Origin of the sequence: Pseudomonas sp. NPDC012596 (assembly GCF_042902325.1) — a bacterium.
Classification (GTDB): Bacteria; Pseudomonadota; Gammaproteobacteria; order Pseudomonadales; family Pseudomonadaceae; genus Aquipseudomonas.
Genome location: NZ_JBIBEB010000027.1, coordinates 40,317 through 59,195, shown reverse-complemented (window position 1 = coordinate 59,195; position 18,879 = coordinate 40,317). Strand labels below are relative to the sequence as shown.

General features: G+C 62.0%; 16 protein-coding genes. 5 read left to right on the top strand and 11 right to left on the bottom strand.

Features of this window, described 5'->3' with window-relative positions; genetic code table 11:
- Nucleotides 1-356 precede the first annotated feature (356 nt).
- Nucleotides 357-1,253, top strand: a complete 897-nt coding sequence (locus ACFY68_RS24950) for a formate/nitrite transporter family protein (RefSeq protein ID WP_346616025.1) — start codon at nucleotides 357-359, stop codon at nucleotides 1,251-1,253.
- Nucleotides 1,254-1,256: 3 nt separating this feature from the next.
- Here the strand turns inward: ACFY68_RS24950 and ACFY68_RS24945 are convergent, their stop codons facing one another.
- On the bottom strand, nucleotides 1,257-2,351 hold the full coding sequence (locus ACFY68_RS24945) for an MBL fold metallo-hydrolase (RefSeq protein ID WP_387532999.1): 1,095 nt from the start codon (nucleotides 2,349-2,351) through the stop codon (nucleotides 1,257-1,259).
- Between the two features lie 225 nt (nucleotides 2,352-2,576).
- On the opposite strand from ACFY68_RS24945, the gene ACFY68_RS24940 reads away from it, so the two are divergent.
- On the top strand, nucleotides 2,577-5,162 hold the full coding sequence (locus tag ACFY68_RS24940; protein ID WP_387532996.1) for an EAL domain-containing protein: 2,586 nt from the start codon (nucleotides 2,577-2,579) through the stop codon (nucleotides 5,160-5,162).
- A 40-nt stretch (nucleotides 5,163-5,202) separates the two neighbouring features.
- Here the strand turns inward: ACFY68_RS24940 and ACFY68_RS24935 are convergent, their stop codons facing one another.
- From ACFY68_RS24935 to ACFY68_RS24900, 8 genes are all read right to left on the bottom strand, one after another.
- Entirely contained in the window at nucleotides 5,203-5,523 is a 321-nt protein-coding gene (locus ACFY68_RS24935; protein WP_387532993.1) for a DUF2025 family protein, read from the bottom strand.
- Nucleotides 5,524-5,661: 138 nt separating this feature from the next.
- Entirely contained in the window at nucleotides 5,662-6,528 is an 867-nt protein-coding gene (locus tag ACFY68_RS24930) for an HlyD family secretion protein (protein WP_346616029.1), read from the bottom strand.
- A gap of 11 nt (nucleotides 6,529-6,539) precedes the next feature.
- Complete coding sequence (locus tag ACFY68_RS24925) at nucleotides 6,540-6,746, bottom strand: DUF1656 domain-containing protein (RefSeq protein WP_346616030.1); 207 nt, start codon at nucleotides 6,744-6,746, stop codon at nucleotides 6,540-6,542.
- On the bottom strand, nucleotides 6,733-8,721 hold the full coding sequence (locus tag ACFY68_RS24920) for an FUSC family protein (protein ID WP_387532989.1): 1,989 nt from the start codon (nucleotides 8,719-8,721) through the stop codon (nucleotides 6,733-6,735). Before ACFY68_RS24920 ends, ACFY68_RS24925 begins: the two co-directional genes overlap by 14 nt.
- Nucleotides 8,722-8,901: 180 nt before the next feature.
- A complete protein-coding gene (gene ccoM, locus ACFY68_RS24915) occupies nucleotides 8,902-9,018 on the bottom strand; it encodes a cytochrome c oxidase subunit CcoM (protein ID WP_003254862.1) in 117 nt (38 codons plus the stop codon).
- A 135-nt stretch (nucleotides 9,019-9,153) separates the two neighbouring features.
- Entirely contained in the window at nucleotides 9,154-9,315 is a 162-nt protein-coding gene (locus ACFY68_RS24910) for a hypothetical protein (RefSeq protein WP_387532984.1), read from the bottom strand.
- 89 nt (nucleotides 9,316-9,404) lie between these two features.
- Nucleotides 9,405-9,737, bottom strand: a complete 333-nt coding sequence (locus tag ACFY68_RS24905) for an aspartate-semialdehyde dehydrogenase (protein ID WP_387532981.1) — start codon at nucleotides 9,735-9,737, stop codon at nucleotides 9,405-9,407.
- Nucleotides 9,738-9,845: 108 nt separating this feature from the next.
- The gene (locus ACFY68_RS24900; RefSeq protein WP_387532978.1) at nucleotides 9,846-10,541 is read right to left on the bottom strand and encodes a M949_RS01915 family surface polysaccharide biosynthesis protein; all 696 of its coding nucleotides are present in this window, start codon (nucleotides 10,539-10,541) and stop codon (nucleotides 9,846-9,848) included.
- 131 nt (nucleotides 10,542-10,672) lie between these two features.
- Here ACFY68_RS24900 and rapA point away from each other — a divergent pair, with 131 nt between their 5' ends.
- Together rapA and ACFY68_RS24890 are read left to right on the top strand one after the other, a co-directional pair.
- Nucleotides 10,673-13,519, top strand: a complete 2,847-nt coding sequence (gene rapA / locus ACFY68_RS24895) for an RNA polymerase-associated protein RapA (protein WP_387532975.1) — start codon at nucleotides 10,673-10,675, stop codon at nucleotides 13,517-13,519.
- Nucleotides 13,520-13,717: 198 nt separating this feature from the next.
- Nucleotides 13,718-15,982: a putative bifunctional diguanylate cyclase/phosphodiesterase gene (locus tag ACFY68_RS24890; RefSeq protein WP_387532972.1), complete on the top strand. Its 2,265-nt coding sequence runs from the start codon at nucleotides 13,718-13,720 to the stop codon at nucleotides 15,980-15,982.
- Here ACFY68_RS24890 and ACFY68_RS24885 read toward each other — a convergent pair.
- A complete protein-coding gene (locus ACFY68_RS24885; RefSeq protein ID WP_387532969.1) occupies nucleotides 15,882-16,769 on the bottom strand; it encodes an NAD(P)-dependent oxidoreductase in 888 nt (295 codons plus the stop codon). The genes ACFY68_RS24890 and ACFY68_RS24885 overlap by 101 nt on opposite strands.
- Before the next feature lie 167 nt (nucleotides 16,770-16,936).
- Nucleotides 16,937-17,248, bottom strand: a complete 312-nt coding sequence (locus tag ACFY68_RS24880; protein ID WP_387532966.1) for a DUF2288 domain-containing protein — start codon at nucleotides 17,246-17,248, stop codon at nucleotides 16,937-16,939.
- A gap of 359 nt (nucleotides 17,249-17,607) precedes the next feature.
- Between ACFY68_RS24880 and ACFY68_RS24875 the strand changes: the two genes are divergently transcribed.
- Nucleotides 17,608-18,723, top strand: a complete 1,116-nt coding sequence (locus tag ACFY68_RS24875) for a branched-chain amino acid ABC transporter substrate-binding protein (protein ID WP_387532963.1) — start codon at nucleotides 17,608-17,610, stop codon at nucleotides 18,721-18,723.
- Nucleotides 18,724-18,879: the final 156 nt, after the last annotated feature.

Sequence of the window (18,879 nt, the reverse complement as noted above, 5' to 3'; positions counted from 1 at the left end):
ACTATCAGTCCGTACTCACAAGCACCCACACGAATTGCTTGATTCAATTTGTTAAAGAGCGTTTGGTTAAGAGCTTTTCGTCTCAACCGAGGCGCACATTCTACGCTTTCCTCATTTGCTGTCAAGCGTTTATTTTGAAGTTTTTTGAATCAGCTTTCTTTCAAAAGCCTTTAACCTCAACAACTTACCGCTTGCCCCGCTGCGTTCATCGCTGCGAGGAGGCGAATAATACGCGGTTTGAAATCAGAGTCAACACCTTGATCTGAAAAAACTTTCAAACTGCATTTCGCAGCCACCTGGCAACTAAATGCATGAACCGCCGCTCTGTAGAGAAACACTCCGAGGAGGCAGCGGCCATGAGCGACGCACAGAGCGACAAGACCCCCGGCCTGTCGGCGGATGAGGAAAAGGAAGTCAGCCATAACCAGCCTCCGCGGGCGGCGGTACTGCACGAGATCATTCGCTTCCAGGGCGACCAGGAACTCGAGCGCACCCTGGCGGCACTATGGTGGTCCGCGCTGGCAGCAGGCTTGACCATGGGCCTTTCATTAATGGCCATGGGGCTCTTCTATGCCCGCCTGCCGGACGGCGACAGTGCCCAGGTGATCGCCAGCATCGGCTACAGCGCCGGCTTTCTTGCGGTGATTCTGGCGCGTCAGCAACTGTTTACCGAGAACACACTGACGGCGGTGCTTCCCATAATGACCACGCCGACACTGACCAACCTCGGGCGCCTGCTGCGCTTGTGGAGCGTGGTGCTGGTCGGCAACCTCGCGGGCACCTTGCTGGTGGCCTGGGTCATGCTCGAACTGCCGATCTTCGACAGCAAGACCGATGTGGCCTTCCTGGAGATCGGGCGCAAGGTAATGAAGAACGACATCAGCCAGATGTTTGCCAAAGGCATCGTCTCCGGTTGGATGATCGCCACCATGGTATGGATGATCCCGTCCATGGAGCATGCCAAGATCTGGATCATCCTGATGATCACCTACCTGATGGCGCTCGGAGATTTCACCCATATCGTCGTCGGTTCGGTGGAGGTGTCCTACCTGGTCTGGGCGGGCGACGAAACCTGGCGCAGCTTCTGGCTGGAGTTCGCCCTGCCGACGCTGGCCGGCAACATCATTGGGGGCAGCTTCATCTTCGCCTTGATCAGCCATGCCCAGGTGCGCAGCGACAGCGGCAAACCGCCCTCGCAACTATTGAAGGGGGACAAGCAGCCCTCCCCCCGTGAGCGGGACCATAAAGACTGACGCTCAGCGCGCAGCGACCGAACGTTCGGCCCCCCTGCTTCGCCCGCGTACTGGCCGTGGCTGCCACCAGTTCTGCCCTTCATGAGGGGAATCGAGACTGACCCGTTCGCCCATCTGCGGCGTGCTCAAACGCACATGTGCCGCCGCAGCCAGCGCAACGATGCGCTCGAACGGTTCCTGCCAGCCATGCATGGAGAGGTCGAAGGTGCCGTTATGAATCGGCAGCATCCACCGCCCCTGCAGGTCGAGGTGTGCCTGCAGGCTCTGCTCCGGCTGCATGTGCACGTTGGGCCAGGCCAGGTTGTAGGCGCCGGTCTCGATCAAGGTCAGATCAAACGGCCCATAGCGCTCGCCGATCTGAGCAAAGCCATCAAAGTAGCCTGTGTCACCGCTGAAGAAAATACGCAGCTGCTCATCTATCACTACCCAGGAGGCCCACAAGGTGCGGTTGCTGTCGAACAACCCACGCCCGGAAAAATGCTGGGCCGGGGTAGCGACGAACCGCACACCCCCAACCTCGCTCTCCTGCCACCAGTCCAGTTGAGTGACCTTGGCTGCCGGTACCCCCCACTCGATCAGCAGGTCGCCCACCCCAAGCGGTGCCAGAAAGCGCTCGGCCCGCGAGGCCAGAACGCGGATGGCCTGTTCATCGAGATGATCGAAGTGATCGTGGGAGAGAATGACCGCTGCCAGCGGCGGCAAGTCATCCAGCGCCAGCGGCGGCGCATGGAACCGCAACGGCCCGGCCCATTGCACCGGCGAGGCGCGCTCTGCGAAGACCGGATCGGTAATGAAGAAGCGCCCCCGCAGTTTGAGCAATACCGTGGAATGGCCGAGGCGCCAGAGGCTGTGATCGGGTGCATCGAGCACCTGCTGGCGAGTCATCGGCTGCACGCTGATGGCCGCGACGGGCCGGGTTTCTGGTGGCTTGCGCAAGAACAAGTACTTCAAGCCGATGCGCAGTTTTTTCAGCACGCCATCCTGGGGCAGGCTGGCCTGGTTGTGAAAGCGTCCGTCCCGCTGTGGGGCCGGCTCGCCGGCGGGGTTAGCCATGGGCATGATGAGCAGCAGCACTCCAAGCATGAAAAAGGACTTCATGTTACCCCACAGTGGTCGCACCAACCGTGAATTGGCTTGTAAGGTCATTTTTCGTCGATGACCGTCCTTTGAACAATGTTCACGCGGGTTATGCGATAAACGGCGCAGTCGCGAGGTCAATTTCGCCCACAGCAAGGTCGCGACGCTCAGGCTGGCCTATCCTGACTGAATCTCCTCGCTGATTGACCAGCGGGGGGCAGTAGCTCATGAAGGAGTCGCTCGTGTATGGCCAGGAACGCCAAACTGACGCCCGGCAGCCCTACCCCCCGATTGCCCGTTCGCACTTTGATCTGTGGCTTTTGCGCCTTATTCGGCCTGGCCTGCCTGGTCACCCTCGGCGCACTGTTCAATATCGCCGCGTCGCTGGATGAGCAGGAACAGCAACGCAGCGCGCTCCAGGCCAACCAGGCATTGCAACAACGCCTGCTGGCCTCGCGGCAGTTTCTTTCCAGCTACGCCGTGTGGGACGCCGCCTATGAGCACCTGGTTGGCAAGGTCGACTGGCAATGGGCTTACCAGCAAAAAAATGTTGGCGAGTCGCTGTACAGCGCCAGCGGCTATGAAGGTGTGTTCGTCGTCGACGACCAGCGCACCACTTATGCCTTGTTCAAGGGCAACCCTACCGAAGCCGCCGCCAGCAGCTTCATCGATGCCCCCTTGCCAGCGATCATCGCCGAGGCGCGCCAGGCCGCCAGCGCACGCGAGCAGGTCACGCACTTTGTGCTGTTCAACGGCTGGCCGGCCGTCCTCAGCGCCGCCGCCGTGCGCCCCGACAGGGACGTGACGGCCGAAGAGGTCAGCAAGGCCCCCATCATGCTGTTTATAGATCAACTGACCGAAGCGAAGCTTGCTAACCTCGGCGCGAGTGTGGGCCTTGCGCAGATGCATATCGAAAAAAACCAGGGCGGCGCGCACGGCCACCAGCAGATCGCCTTGGGGGGCACCGGTTACTACCTTGCCTGGAACAGCCCGTTGCCGGGGCGCCAACTACTCTGGGCGGTGCTGCCGCCATTGCTCTGTGCGTTGCTGGTGCTGGGCCTGGTGATGCTGTACCTGTTACGCCATGCCCTGCGCAGCTCACGTGCCATTGACCTGAGCCTGCTGCACCTGCAGCAGAGCAACCAAGCCCTGGAGGCCAGTGAACAAAGGTTTCGCGCAGTCGCCGAGGCCGCGTCCGACTGGATCTGGGAAACCGATCGCCAGCAGCGGCTGACCTACTTGTCGCAACGCTTCGTCAGGGTCACCGGTGATCAAATCGAAGAGTGGCTGGGGCAACCGATCAACCAACTGCTCAGTTGTGACACCACCCCGCTGTCGCCTTGGCTGGATGCACAGGCCGAAGCCGACACGGAACAACCAGCCAACTTGCGCTGCGCCTATCGCGACCACAACGGCCAGAACCGCTTTTGCCGTATTTCAGCCCGGGCGATTGTGTACGACGGCAAGCTCACCGGTTTTCGCGGCACCGCCAGCGACATTACCGACGAAGTCGCAGCCCATGCGCGCATCCAGCACCTGTCCTTGCACGACCCGCTGACCGGCCTCGCCAACCGCAACAAGCTCGCCCGCCATCTGGAGCATGCCTTGCTGCGTGGCAGCGACTCGCCGCCGTTGACCTTGCTGCTGCTTGACCTGGACAACTTCAAGCCGATCAACGACTCCCTTGGCCATGCGGCAGGTGATGCGGTGCTTCAGGAAGTGGCCGCGCGCCTGCGCGATACCACCCGTGAAGGCGACCTGGTCGCACGGCTGGGCGGCGATGAGTTCGTGCTGGTGCTCGAAGGCATGGATAACCGCACCGAGATCGACCGGCTGAGCAAACGGCTGATCGAACTGCTGCAGCAGCCCATCTCTTACGAAGACCAAGTGCTGCACATTGGCGCCAGCCTAGGTATCGCCCAAACCCGCACCCAGGGCTTTGACGCCGGCGAACTGATGCGCTGCGCCGATATTGCCCTGTACCAGGCGAAAGCCGACGGCAAGAATACCTGGCGCTACTTCGCCGCCGAGATGAACCAACAGATCCAGTACCGGCGCCAGCTGGAAAATGACCTGCGCCGGGCATTGAGAAATCAAGAGTTCGTGCTGTACTACCAGCCGCGCTACCGCCTGGGTGACCTGCGCATCGTATCGGTGGAAGCCTTGCTGCGCTGGCAACACCCGCAGGAGGGCCTGCTTGGCCCGGACACGTTCATTCCGCTGGCCGAGCAGAGCGACTTGATCGTCACGTTGGGGCGCTGGGTGTTGCGCGAAGTGTGCCGCAGCGCCCTGGGCTGGCCCGAGCAGTTGCTGGTCTCGGTGAACCTCTCGCCAGCCCAGTTCCTGCGCAGTGATGTGGTTGCCGATGTGCGCGATATCCTGCTGGAAAGTACCTTTCCCGCACAGCGCCTGGAGCTGGAAATCACCGAAAACGTCATGCTCAACGACATCGAGGGTGCCTTGGCTACCATGCAAGCGCTGAAGGAACTGGGTGTACGCCTGAACATGGATGATTTCGGCACTGGCTATTCGTCACTGGGCTATCTGCGCACCTACCCGTTCGACAGCATCAAGATCGACAAGCGTTTCATCGCGGGGCTGGGCAACTCCAACAGCAGCGACCGTGCCGTGGTGCAGGCGATCATCAACCTGGGTGAGGCCATGGGGCTGACGGTGACGGCTGAAGGGGTGGAGACCGAGCAGCAATTGAAGGCGCTGGAAGTGGACAACTGCCATGAAGTACAAGGCTATTACCTGAGCCGGCCGTTGGACAAGCTGGCCTTTGAGCAACTGTTGCAGCAAAGGCCCGGGCGATCAGCCGGAGTTTCCTGAGCCTGCACCGGCCCTGTCGCGGGTACAGGCAGCACGCAATTCAGCGCAACGTACGCTGCGCCACAATCTCCGGCAGATCACGGCGCCGCAGGTAAATGCGCAACGCCTCGGCAATATTCAGCCGATCATCCACATGCTGCTCCAGCAGCAGCGCCAACCGCTCACGGCACAACGCCATGCGCGCACCGGGTTCGGGCCGCCAGACGAATTCGTTGCAGGGGGTGATGCTCTCGTCCGCCACGTCCATACCAAACGCGTCTTCGGAAAACCGCACGATATGGACCCCGCGCTTGCCATGAAAACCGACGAAACCCTTGAGCTGGTCGGCGGCGCTGCAGATGTCCTGGGATGTGATGGCCATGACGTAACCTCGCAAATGAACGAAAGTGACGCACGCCAGGCGGGCAACGGTCGCCTCTGCTGGGCAACGCGTGGGGCCCAGCCTAGCGCAAGTGCCCGCCGTTTCAATAGATCGAGAGCAACCAAACAGCGCCAGCTTTCACTCGGGAGCGTCTTCGTGCACCTGCACGCTGGCCGTCATGCCCGCACTCAGGTTCATGCCCTGCGGAACCTGGTCCAGCCTGATCCGTACGGGTATGCGCTGGGCCAGCCGCACCCAGTTGAAGGTCGGCTCGACCACAGGCAGCAGTTGGCTGTCCGGGTTGCTGTTGCTGTCGGTGATGCCCCGGCTGATGCTTTCCACATGCCCTTGCATTGCCTCCCCTGCCCCCATCAGCCAAACCTTCACCGAGTCGCCCACGCGTATGCGGGGCAGTTTGGTTTCTTCGAAGTAGGCCTGGATATAGAAGGTCGAATCATCCACCAGGGCCATCACCGACTGCCCGACATTCACATAGTTGCCTTGGGCCAGGCGCAAGTTGGTGATATGCCCGCTGCGCGGTGCGCGCACTTCGCTACGTGCCAGGTTGATCTTCGCCACCTGCAGCTGAGCCTGCGCCTCATGCAGCTCGCCGCGGGCAATGGCGGCATTGATCTGCGCATTCTCGCGCAGCTCGGCACTGATCGCCTCAGGCCCCAATGCCGTGCGCCGCGCCGCCTCACGCTCGCGCAGGTGCAACTGTTGGGCGCGCGTTTCAGCCACCGCGCTTGCTTGATCGAAAGCCGCCTGGAAGCGCTCACGATCGATGCTCATCAGCAAATCGCCCGCTTTGACCTGCTGGTTATCCTGGACCTTCAGCTCACGTACCCAGCCGGATACGTCAGGGGCAATCACCACCACATCGGCACGCACCCGAGCATCACGCGTCCAGGGGGTGAGCATGTAGTACTGCCAGAGTTTGTAACCTGCCAGCACGGCAATGGCGACCACGCACAGGGTCACCAGGATACGGACGACAGCACGCATTCAATCACTCCTTACAAAGGCCCCAGCAGGCGGACTACCAGGTACAGCACACAAACGAACAGCGCTGTGTCGAACAGCGCTTCATGCCAGATCCAGCGCCCCAGCGGCGTAGCCTGCACCACCAGGCGCAGCACGCCGGTAAGCACCAGCGCCATCAGCACGTAGATCAGAAAAGGGCTGAGCAGCACGCCGCCCAATGCCCACTCACGCAAGCCCATGGGCGTCCTCCTGCCAGCGGCACCACTTGCGCCAGCTCTTCTGCAACTGCAGCACGGCCCCTTCGGCCAGGCGCAACGGGTCACTCACTGGCTGGCGCTGCAGGGCCGCAATGAATTGTTCGCTGGCGGCATCCAGCCGTTGTCCGCGCCCCGCTGCCGGCCCCTTGGCCAATACCGCTTCCAGTTGCTGTAGATACTCACGTTCGGCAGCGCCCAGCGGCGCCTGGGCAACTGCCAGGCACATGCGCAAGTGCACCAGTTCGTCGCCGATATCCAGACCGTGCAGGCCGTCGTCCCAGCGCTTGCGCTGGGCCTCGGGCAGTTCGCTGGCATGCCGCGCCAGCTGCATCAGGCGATCGGCCATGCGCCCGCCAAACCAGCTGTCGGCGCCGCGCAGGTCGCGCCGGGTCAGGCGCACCAGGTCGCTTTGGGTCGCCGCCCGCAGGCGCCGGCCCAGCCAGGCCGGGTGACGGAACACCAACAGGCGAAACGCCAACACCGCGGCTCCTACCCCCATGAGCATGGCCAACGCACTGTTGAGCATGGTCGCCACACCAAACTGCATGGCGTTGAGTGGCGACACCAGGACGATGAAATGCAGGCAATAGGAAGTGGCCGTGGCCCCCGTGCGCGGGTGGGCCATGCCCAGAGCGCCGAAGAACAACGGCACGCCCATGCCCAGGCAAAGCATGGCGAAGCTGCTCCACTGCGGCAGGATGATCTGCCCGACCAGCAACGCTGCCGGGATCGCCAAGAGGATGCCGCGCAAGAAGCTGAGGCCGATCTGCGCACCATTTTCACGGCTGGCGAACAGGCTGCAGACCACGCAGGTCAGCACCAGGCCACCAGGCGCGGATGGCCAGGCAGTAGCCAGCCAGAAGCCACTCATGGCCAGAAAGGCCAATGCGCTACGTGAACCGAACAGCAACGCCAGCGACCAGTCGCGGTGTGCCGCCAGGCCCTGCGCCACATCCTTGGGTGCCTTGCCCGCTTCGACATTATCCAGTGCCTGGGTGGCCGCCATGGCGTAGTCCAGCAACAAGGCCATGCGAGCCAGGCAGAAATGCTCGGCAGAGCTGATGTGCTCGTCATGCGCAGCGTCCCAGATACGCTGGCGCAGCAACAGCAGGCTCGGCTGGTCGGGCTTGGCCAGCAGCCCCCTTACCTCTTCCAGCCAAGGAGACAGGCGCGAGGCCTGGTGCTCATCGAGCTGGTGCCACTGGCGACGCACCGAACGCGCGATGCGCAACAACACCATCAGTTTCTGGCTTAACCCGCGGATGGCCCTGGCCCGCTGACGCCCGCGCGGGCCTTCGAACCAGGCGTGTTCGCGCTGGGTATCGATGGCGACGATGCGCCCTAGAATCTCCAACAAACCTTTGCGTGCTTCGTCCTCGCCACCCAGCATCGCACTGGCGGCCTGCAAGCCATTCTGCCAGGCCTGACGCGCCTGCCAGGCCAGTTGCTGTTCGACCCGCATCGGCCATAGCAAGGCGCTGGTCGCGGTGGCGCAAAAGATGCCCAGGCAAATCTCGGTGCAACGCGCCACCGCCTGGTCGAACACCTGCAACGGGTTGGCGATGGCAGGCAATGCGATGATCGCTGCGGTGTAGCCCGCGAGCACGAAGGCATAAGCCCAGGCGCTGCGCAGTTGCGTCGAGGCCGCTGTGCACAGGGCCAGCCACAAGGCCAAGGTGATAAGGAACAGCCAAGGCGTCTGGGCGAACAGCCCAATGAACACCACGGACATGCAGGTACCGACCAAGGTCCCGGCCAACCGCGCTAGCCCCTTCTGCACCACCATGCCCGATAAGGGCTGGGCGACGATGAACGCAGTCATCAGTGCCCAGGACGGCTGCTCCAACCCCCAACGCATCGCCAGCCACAACGCCAGGCCGCCGCCAAGCACGGTCTTGATGGCGAATTTGAGGGCGAGGCTGCTGGGTGCAAACAGGGCCTGGAGAGTGATGGGCACGAATCGGACCTTGCGGGGGATGGTCAGGTAAACGATAGACAATGAAGCGAAGGATAATGCTGAAACGAATAATTAGCTAGCTAATCATCTTTATGGATCGACGGTTGGATTTTTGCCAGGCAAAAAAAATGGGCGACCGAAGTCGCCCTAAATGCCTTGCGTGCTCGTGAACCTGAAAGGTCAGCGCGGCTTGCGCTTGTTCGAGTCCTTCCAGATGAAAATGCCCAGACCGGCAAAGAATGCGACCATCAATCCGACCGTTACCACGCCAGCGATAACCACGTTGTCGAAGAACATGTCGGCCTCCCGTTTCGTTTGCCGTTGTTCGATGGGTGCAAGGTAACGAAGATGGAGGAGAAGGAAATTGATCGAGGTCAATGGTGCCCGGGGCCGGGCACGCGAGGGGGGCGCAGGTTTGACCTGCGTCAAGTTTCAGCGCTTCTTGGGCTTGCCCTTGGGTTTCTTTTTCTTCGCCTTGCCCAACGGCATGGCTTGCTCGAACGCCTGACGCACTTCGTTCAGGCGCTTTTCCTTGATGTCATGGACGCGCTTGGCGCGTTCGGCATCGAAGTCGATGAGGTTGTCTTGGCTCATGGGTGGGCTCGACGATCAACAGAGACTTGCATGATGAAGCCAGGCGCTGATGGTTACCAGCCCCCCGCCCCTATGCAGTGGTTGGCACCCTAGACTTCTATGTCTACCAGCAGGCCCTGGCGCTGGTGCTCACCCATCAACGGTGCTACCGGCACCGTGTTGTCGGCGTTAACTTCATCACCCGGCAAAGCGCTGTAGCGCTCCTCGTCGCCCTTGCTGTTGCGACGCTGCTGCTGGCGGCGCTGTTCATCACGCAGCAGCAAGGCCTGCTCCTGCGGGTCGCGCTGGTGCTTGAGGTCGATCGCGCTTTCACCCGAGGCAGGCTGCGCAGGCACCACCGGTTTAATGTCCGGTGTCGGTTTGACCGGATCCAGTTGCGAGGTAACGGGGGCAGCACTGAGCGGAATGATCGGCGGCAGCATGTGGATTCTCCTGTGCCCACTGTATCGGCCGGGTGTCAGCCACCTTGAGCGTCGGCGAACGAGGTTGTGCAGCCGGTGCCGGCTGCGTCGTGCCAGTATAGACAGCGGCTATTCGGGTTCGTCGTCAGGGTCATCGTTACTGGGTGTGCTGGCCTCGCTCCAGGGCCGCTTGTAGACCTGTTGCCAAACCGCGTCCATATGCTCGCGCAGTACCGGCGAGGCATTCTTGAGCGACGCGCTGTCTTCTCGCTCACCGCCGATGGGCTCTTCGCCCGCCGGGGTAATCAGCGACTGGCCGGTGATGGTGTAGCTGGCCTGGCCTTCGCGCATTTCGATGGCAATATCATGCGGGTCGATGCCACCCCCACAGAAGGCATGGCTGGCTACCGTCACTTCGGCAATACCGTCTTTGTTCAGGTCGCCGACATCACTGACATCGGTGTAGAAATCGACATCCAGGTCCAGCCCTGGGCAGGTGGTTTCCTGCTCGATCTGCCAGCGTGGCTTGAAGCCATCGCGCTCGTTCGCTCGCCCATACAAGGTGGCCTTGAGCACTACCTTGTCGACTTCCTGCTCGGACTCGGCATCCACGGCCTGGCCGTCGCTGCGGCTGAGCACCAGCAGGCCTTCGCCGTCGCGGTCACGGAAGTGCACGCTCTTGATAGGCGTCTGCACCCCCAACACCTCGAGCTGCTCGACCGGGATCGCCGGCAAGCTTTCGAAATTTTTCTGTTCGCAAGCGGCCAGCAGCATGAGGCTGCTCACAACCAGGGAAGCATTCAACCAGCGGTGCTTGAGCGGCATATCGTCCGTAGCCCTCGTCGGCAAGACGGTAAACTGCGATGAAACAGCTAGACTCTTGGACTTCTACTCTATGGTCTGACCGGCCTATCCGTTAACATAGCCGGCTTTTTCATCGCGGGAGTTCAGGCAGTATGGCGCAGCAGTATCAACCGGGGCAACGCTGGATCAGTGACAGCGAAGCGGAGCTCGGCCTGGGGACCATCCTGGCCCAGGATGGCCGCTTGCTGACCGTGCTCTACCCGGCCACTGGCGACACCCGCCAGTATTCACTGCGCAATGCGCCGCTGACCCGCGTGCGCTTCTCGCCAGGTGACCAGATCACCCACTTCGAGGGCTGGAAGCTGACGGTCCGCGAAGTCGATGACATCGACGGGCTGATGGTCTACCACGGCCTCGACGGCCAGAACCAGCCGCGCACCCTGCCGGAAACCCAGCTCTCGAACTTCATCCAGTTCCGCCTGGCAAGCGACCGCTTGTTCGCCGGCCAGATCGACCCGCTGTCCTGGTTCAGCCTGCGCTACAACACCCTGCAGCACACCAGCAAGCAGGTCCAGTCGTCGCTGTGGGGCCTGGGCGGCTGCCGCGCGCAACCGATCGCTCACCAGCTGCACATCGCCCGCGAAGTGGCAGACCGCAGCGCGCCACGCGTCCTGCTGGCCGACGAAGTGGGCCTGGGCAAGACCATCGAGGCAGGCCTGGTGATCCATCGCCAGCTGCTGACCGGGCGCGCCAGCCGCGTGTTGATCCTGGTGCCGGAAAACCTCCAGCACCAGTGGCTGGTGGAAATGCGCCGACGCTTCAACCTGCAGGTGGCGCTGTTCGACGCCGAGCGCTTCATCGAAAGCGATGCCAGCAACCCGTTCGAAGATGCGCAGCTGGCGTTGGTCGCCCTGGAGTGGCTGGTCGATGACGAAAAGGCCCAGGACGCGCTGTTCGCCGCCGGCTGGGACCTGATGGTGGTCGACGAAGCTCACCACCTGGTCTGGCACGAAGACCAGGTAAGCGCCGAATACGGCCTGGTCGAGCAGTTGGCCCAGGTCATCCCGGGCGTGCTGCTGCTCACCGCCACCCCCGAGCAGCTTGGCCAGGACAGCCACTTCGCCCGTCTTCGCCTGCTCGACCCCAACCGCTTCCATGACCTGGCCGCCTTCCGTGCCGAGAGCGAAAACTATCGCCCGGTGGCCGAAGCGGTACAGGAACTGCTTGATGAAGGCCGTCTCTCGCCCAAGGCCCATGCCACCATCCAAGGCTTCCTGGGTGCCGAAGGCGAAGCCCTGCTGGCTGCGGTCAGCGACGGCGACACCCAGGCCAGCGCACGCCTGATCCGTGAATTGCTGGACCGCCATGGTACTGGCCGGGTGCTGTTCCGTAACACCCGTGCGGCTATCCAAGGCTTCCCCGAGCGCCAATTGCACCCCTACCCGCTGGCCCTGCCAGACCAGTACCGCGACCTGCCGGCCGGCGAGCACGCCGAGCTGTACCCGGAAGTCGCGTTCCAGGCACAAGGCGACGTCAGCGAGGAAGAGCGTTGGTGGCGTTTCGACCCACGGGTCGACTGGCTGATCGACACCCTGAAGATGCTCAAGCGCACCAAAGTCCTGGTGATCTGCGCCCATGCGGAAACCGCCATGGACCTGGAGGACGCCCTGCGCGTGCGGTCTGGCATTCCGGCCTCCGTCTTCCACGAGGGCATGAGCATCCTTGAGCGTGACCGCGCCGCCGCCTACTTCGCCGACGAAGAGTTCGGCGCCCAGGTGCTGATCTGCTCCGAAATCGGCAGCGAAGGCCGCAACTTCCAGTTCGCCCATCACCTGGTGATGTTCGACCTGCCAGCCCACCCCGACCTGCTCGAACAGCGCATCGGCCGCCTCGACCGGATCGGCCAGAAGCACATCATCCAGCTGCACATCCCTTACCTGCAGGACAGCCCGCAAGAGCGCCTGTTCCAGTGGTACCACGAAGGCCTCAACGCCTTCCTCAATACCTGCCCGACCGGCAACGCCCTGCAGCACCAGTTCGGCCCGCGCCTGCTGTCGATGCTCGAAGGCGGCGACAGCAAGGCCTGGGATGCGCTGGTCGTCGAGGCCAAAGGCGAGCGAGAGCGTCTCGAAGCCGAGCTGCACAGTGGCCGGGATCGTTTGCTGGAGCTCAACTCCGGCGGTGCCGGCGAAGGTCAGGCGCTGGTCGAGGCCATTCTTGAGCAGGATGATCAGTTCGCCTTGCCGATATACATGGAAACGCTATTCGACGCCTTTGGCATCGACAGCGAAGACCATTCGGAAAACGCACTGATCCTCAAACCGAGCGAGAAGATGCTCGACGCCAGCTTCCCGCTGGGCGACGACGAAGGCGTCACCATCACCTACGACCGTACCCAGGCGCTGTCGCGAGAAGACATGCAGTTCCTTACCTGGGAGCACCCGATGGTGCAGGGCGGCATGGACCTGGTGCTGTCCGGTTCGATGGGCAACACAGCCGTTGCGCTGATAAAGAACAAGGCACTCAAGCCTGGCACCGTGCTGCTCGAACTGCTGTTCGTCAGCGAGGTAGTGGCACCGCGCAGCCTGCAGCTGGGCCGCTACCTGCCACCTGCCGCGCTGCGCTGCCTGCTCGACACCAATGGCAACGACCTGGCTTCGCGGGTCGCCTTCGAAACGCTCAACGACCAGCTCGAAAGCGTGCCACGGGCCAGCGCCAACAAGTTCGTGCAGGCTCAGCGTGATGTTCTGGCCCAACGCATCAGCGGCGGTGAGGCCAAGATCATGCCGACCCACGTCGAACGCGTGGCCGAGGCGCAACGCCGCCTGGCAGCCGAGTCCGATGAAGAGCTCGCACGCCTGACCGCTCTCAAGGCGGTCAACCCAAGTGTGCGCGACAGCGAAATCGACGCCCTGCGCAAGCAGCGCGAAGATGGCCTGGCCATGCTGGACAAGGCAGCCCTGCGCCTTGAGGCCATCCGCGTGCTGGTTGCCGGCTGACGGCAGCGCAACCGATTGGGAGGGGCGCCGCGCCTCCCTCCCCTCTTATTCCCCCACGCTATCAGTCCGATAACCAAATCATTGCAATCAAAGCGCCATTAGTCAGGAAGGTTTAAACACCCGTTTCTATACTGCTTTCTGAACAGTCTCCTCGGGGCTTGATTGGAGACCAGTGCGAACTCGACCATGGGGCAAGCAATGGAATGGCTGGGACTGCAACTGTTCTCCGAACTGCCGGCAAGCGGGCGGATCGTCATCGATTGCCGGCATGAGCCCCTGCTGATTCTCATCGCCTTTGCCGTGGCCAGTGCAGCCTGCTTCGCCACCCTCGACATGACCGAGCGTCAATCCCACAGCGAACACCCCGCTGCACAGCGGCAATGGCGCATGCTCGGCGCCTGCTGCCTGGCCGGTGGGATCTGGGCCATGCACTTCATCAGCATGCTGGCGTTCCAGGCCCCGGTCGAAATGCACTATGACGCCTCTCTGACCGGCCTTTCGCTATTGATTGCGCTGCTGGTGGCCTGGCTGGCCATGACCAGCCTCGACCGCGAGCACATGCGGCCGCAGCATTACCTGCAAAGCGCCCTGCTGATCGGCATGGGTATCGTGATCATGCATTTTGTCGGCATGGCCGCCTTGCAGACTGGCGCCCAGCAGTACTACCAGACCGGCCTGGTACTGGTCAGCATCGCCATCGCCCTGCTTACCAGCCTCGCCGCCCTGTTGCTGGCCCGCTACTTCCGCAACGGCAGCGGCACCTTGCACCAGGCCATGAAGTACGGGGCAAGCCTACTGATGGCCACTGGCATCGTCGCCACGCACTTTACGGCAATGGCCGCCATGACCCTGGTGATCCCGGCCGACACGGCCCTGAACCTGCCATCCGGCGACAACAGCCTGCAACTGGGCCTGACCGTCGCCTTCATCACCTTGCTGATAAGCGGCAGCAGCATCAGCGCGGCCCTGGCCGACAAGAAACTGCAAAGCAAGGAAGACGACCTGCGCCGTTATGGCGTACTGCTGAGCCAACTGGACCAGGCCCGCGCGTCGCTGCAGCAAGCGGCGCACTACGACGCCCTGACCAACCTGGTCAACCGCCGCGGTTTCAACCAGGTGTTCGCCGAACGCCTTGCGGAACTCGATGCCAGCGAAAACCGGCTGGCGGTGATGTTCCTCGATATCGACCACTTCAAGCGGATCAATGACAGCCTGGGCCATGACGCGGGTGACGAACTGCTCAAGGTGATTGCCAGCCATATCAAGGCGGCCACCCGCAGCCAGGACCTGGTGGCGCGCTTTGGCGGTGACGAATTCTGCGTGGTGACCACTTTGCATGGCCCCGACGAGGCGCGTCACCTGGCCCAGCGCATCATGCAGCGCATGAAAGACCCGATCGACCTGGGCGGCCGGCGCATGGTCATGACCACCAGCATCGGCATCAGCATCTACCCCGACGACGGCCTTACCGCTGAAGAATTGCTCAAGCACGCCGACCTCGCGCTTTACCAATCCAAGGGCAGTGGCCGCAACAGCCTGCATTTTTTCAACAGCGGGCTTAAAAGCCGCGCCACCCTCGAACTGCAGCTGGAAGAGGAACTGCGCATTGCCCTGCTCGAAGAGCGGGGGTTGCGGGTGCATTACCAGCCCATCTACGACCTGCACAGTGGCCAGGTGGCCAAGCTAGAAGCGCTGGTACGCTGGCAGCACCCGCAACATGGCCTGCTGAGCCCCGACCGCTTCATCGGCATCGCCGAAGCCAACGGCCTGATCGTCGACCTCGACTTGTGGGTGCTGCGCCACGCCTGCGAAGACCTGGCGCAGTTGCATCGCCATGGTTTTTCCAGCCTCAAGCTCACGGTCAATTGCTCCGCAGTGACCCTGGGCCATGAAGAGCTACCCAACGAAGTGGAAATGGCCTTGTTCCATGCAGGCCTGGCGCCGCGCTACCTGGAGCTGGAGGTTACCGAAAACGCACTGATGGGCGACATCCAGCGCACGGTCAGCCTGCTCAAGCGTATTCGTGGCCAAGGGGTGAGCCTGTCGATCGATGATTTCGGCACCGGTTATTCGTCGCTGGCTTACCTCAAACGCTTGCCATTGGACGTCTTGAAGATCGACCGTAGCTTCCTGCAGGACGTGCCGGCCAGCCTGAAGGACCGGGAAATCGTCCAGGCCATTATCGCGATGGCCCATACCCTGCACCTGCAGGTGGTCAGCGAAGGCGTCGAAACCGTCGAGCAACATGAGTTCCTGGCCGCCAACGGCTGCGACTACCTGCAGGGCTACCTGCTCAGCCGCCCGGTGCCACTGGCGGAGCTGCGGCCGATCCTCGACCGGCTCGACCGCCAGGAAGCTGCGCTTATTGCTTGTTGCGATACAGCTCTACCAGGGTCGCCGGATCTTTTTGCAGATTCCCCTGGCTACCGTGCAGGCGCATCAGTTGCGCGGCGAGACCACTGAGCGGCGTTGCCGAGCCCTGTTCACGCGAAAACTTGACCGCACCATCGAGATCCTTCAGCAGCGTGCGCACATGCCACTTGATCGGTTCGAAGCGGCTTTCGGCCATTTGCGGGGCCAGGATCTGCAGCGGCCTGGAATCGGCAAAGCCTCCCGCCAGCGCTTCGGCAATCAGCGTTGCATCCACCCCAGACTGCTCGGCCAGTGCCACCACTTCGGCAATCACCAGCGCATTACAAGCCACGATCATCTGATTGCATGCCTTGGTCACCTGGCCCGCCCCAACACCGCCCATGTGCGTCACCCGCTGGCCGAGGGTGAGCAGTATCGGGCGCGCCCGTTGCAGGTCGACAGCTTCGCCGCCAACCATGATTGCCAGGGTGCCGGCTTCGGCGCCCAGCGTACCACCGGATACCGGCGCATCCAGCCAGGCCATGCCGCACAGGGCAGCCAGCTCGGCGGCCATCTCGCGGGTGGCGGTCGGCTCGAGGCTGGAGAAGTCGACCAGCAACTGCCCGCTGCGCCCGCCCTGGGCAATGCCCTGCTCGCCGAACACTACCTCGCGCACCACCGCTGTGTCGGCCAGGCACAACAACACCATGTCGCTGCTTCGGCACAATTCGGCAGGGTTTGCGGCCAGTCGTGCGCCCGCGGCGACCAGCTCGGCGCACTTGTCCGGGCTGCGGTTCCACACTGTCAGCGGATAGCCCGCCGCCAGCAGGCGCCAGCACATCGGCAGGCCCATCAAGCCGATGCCGGCGAATCCAAGCGAAGGTAGTGCAGTGCTCATGAACGACTCCTGGCTAATTCGATATCTATCCGGGCCTTTACTCAGGCCCCATTACGCATCCCGTAAACTGTTACCGCCACGCCGAATTTGTTACCTACCTCTACCCACCCTGAACGCCATCGAGCACCAAAATGGGGCGGCTGCGCATTTTTACGCACTAAAAGCAATCAGTCCTTTTTCAAGCCCTTGAGCTGAATCACGATGAACGGCGATACCACCACTGCCCAGATCTCTGGATCGCGGGTTTGCAGGTCGAGCGCCTGCTCGGCCGTGACCGGCCCGACAGTGCCATCACTACGCCATTTAGCGAAGATCTCGCCGCGATTCTCGGCCATCGCTTCGGCAACGGCGATCAGGTCCAGGCTGGGGTCGACCCAAATCAGGTCACCCTTGGCCCAGAAACGCTCCAAAGCCTTCCACTCGATAATTGCCGTCTCGCCGAGCAATTTGGCATAGAGGGTGCTTGTTTGATCAGTCATGGGTTTTTACCCGTAAAAATCGGCCAATAAAAAGGCCGGCATTTTTGCAGAAAAACCCGGTTTCAAATACGTAATTTGGTCGATTGGCCCATAACTTGTGGGGTGGGGCCGAAGATGCAGGCAAATTGATGGCGCTATTCTGTATCTTTGTGTCGATCATGCGACAACCCTCGAGATAGGCACTTTTCGCCCGCTTTTCAAGCGCTCGAACAGCGCTCTACACTGTACCGGTACAGTTCCGGGACATGTTCCGGGGGAAGGTGGGCATGCAGTGTGGCGTGGCCATACCGCAAATCCCGCCCGGTCTGTAGCCCTGGCCGCCAGGACTATAAGAATTACAACAGAATGAGTGGAGCACTATGATCAAGATTTCCAAGCTGTTCGCCGCAATGGTTCTGGCAGGGGTAGCCAGCCATTCGTTTGCCGCCGATACCATCAAGATCGGCATCGCCGGTCCGAAGACGGGCCCTGTGACCCAGTACGGCGACATGCAGTTCATCGGCGCCAAACAGGCCATCAAGGACATCAACGCCAAGGGCGGCGTCGATGGCAAAATGCTTGAAGCCAAGGAATATGACGACGCGTGCGACCCTAAACAGGCCGTGGCAGTCGCCAACAAAGTGGTCAACGACGGTGTCAAGTTCGTCATTGGCCACCTGTGCTCCAGCTCTACCCAGCCTGCGTCCGACATTTACGAAGACGAAGGCGTGATCATGATCACCCCCGCCGCCACCAGCCCGGAAATCACCGCGCGTGGCTACAAGATGATCTTCCGTACCATCGGCCTGGACAGCGCCCAGGGCCCAGCGGCCGGCAACTACATCGCCGACCACGTCAAGCCGAAGGTCGTTGCCGTCCTGCACGACAAGCAGCAGTACGGTGAAGGCATCGCCACCGCGGTCAAGCAGACCCTCGAAAGCAAAGGCACCAAGGTTGCCGTGTTCGAAGGCCTGAACGCCGGTGACAAGGACTTCTCCTCGATCATCCAGAAGCTCAAGCAGAACAACGTCGACTTCGTCTACTACGGCGGCTACCACCCAGAGCTGGGCCTGATCCTGCGCCAGGCCCAGGAAAAAGGCCTGAAAGCCAAGTTCATGGGCCCAGAGGGCGTAGGCAACGACTCGATCTCGCAGATCGCCCAGAACGCCTCCGAAGGCCTGCTGGTCACCCTGCCGAAGTCGTTCGACGCCGATCCTGAAAACAAGGCCATCGTCGACGCCATCAAGGCCGACGGCAAAGACCCGAGCGGCCCGTTCGTGTTCCCGGCCTACTCGGCTGTCCAACTGATCGCCGAAGGCATCAAAGCGGCCAAGTCCGAAGACGCCGAGAAGGTGGCAGAAGCCATCCACGCCGGTACCTTCAAGACCCCGACCGGCGACCTGTCGTACGACGCCAAAGGCGACCTGAAAGACTTCAAGTTCGTGGTCTACGAATGGCACTTCGGCAAGCCGAAGACCGAAGTCTCCCCTCAGTAACTGCGTGACTAAATAGCTGACCTACGAGCCCACTGTGCGAGCAGTGGGCTTTGTTTTATGAGGTTCATGGACCTGATTCCCGCGATCCGGGGGCCAGTCCACCTGAAAATCTTAAAACCGTCACCCGCGGTTTCCTGGCCTACCCCCGCCAGCGAA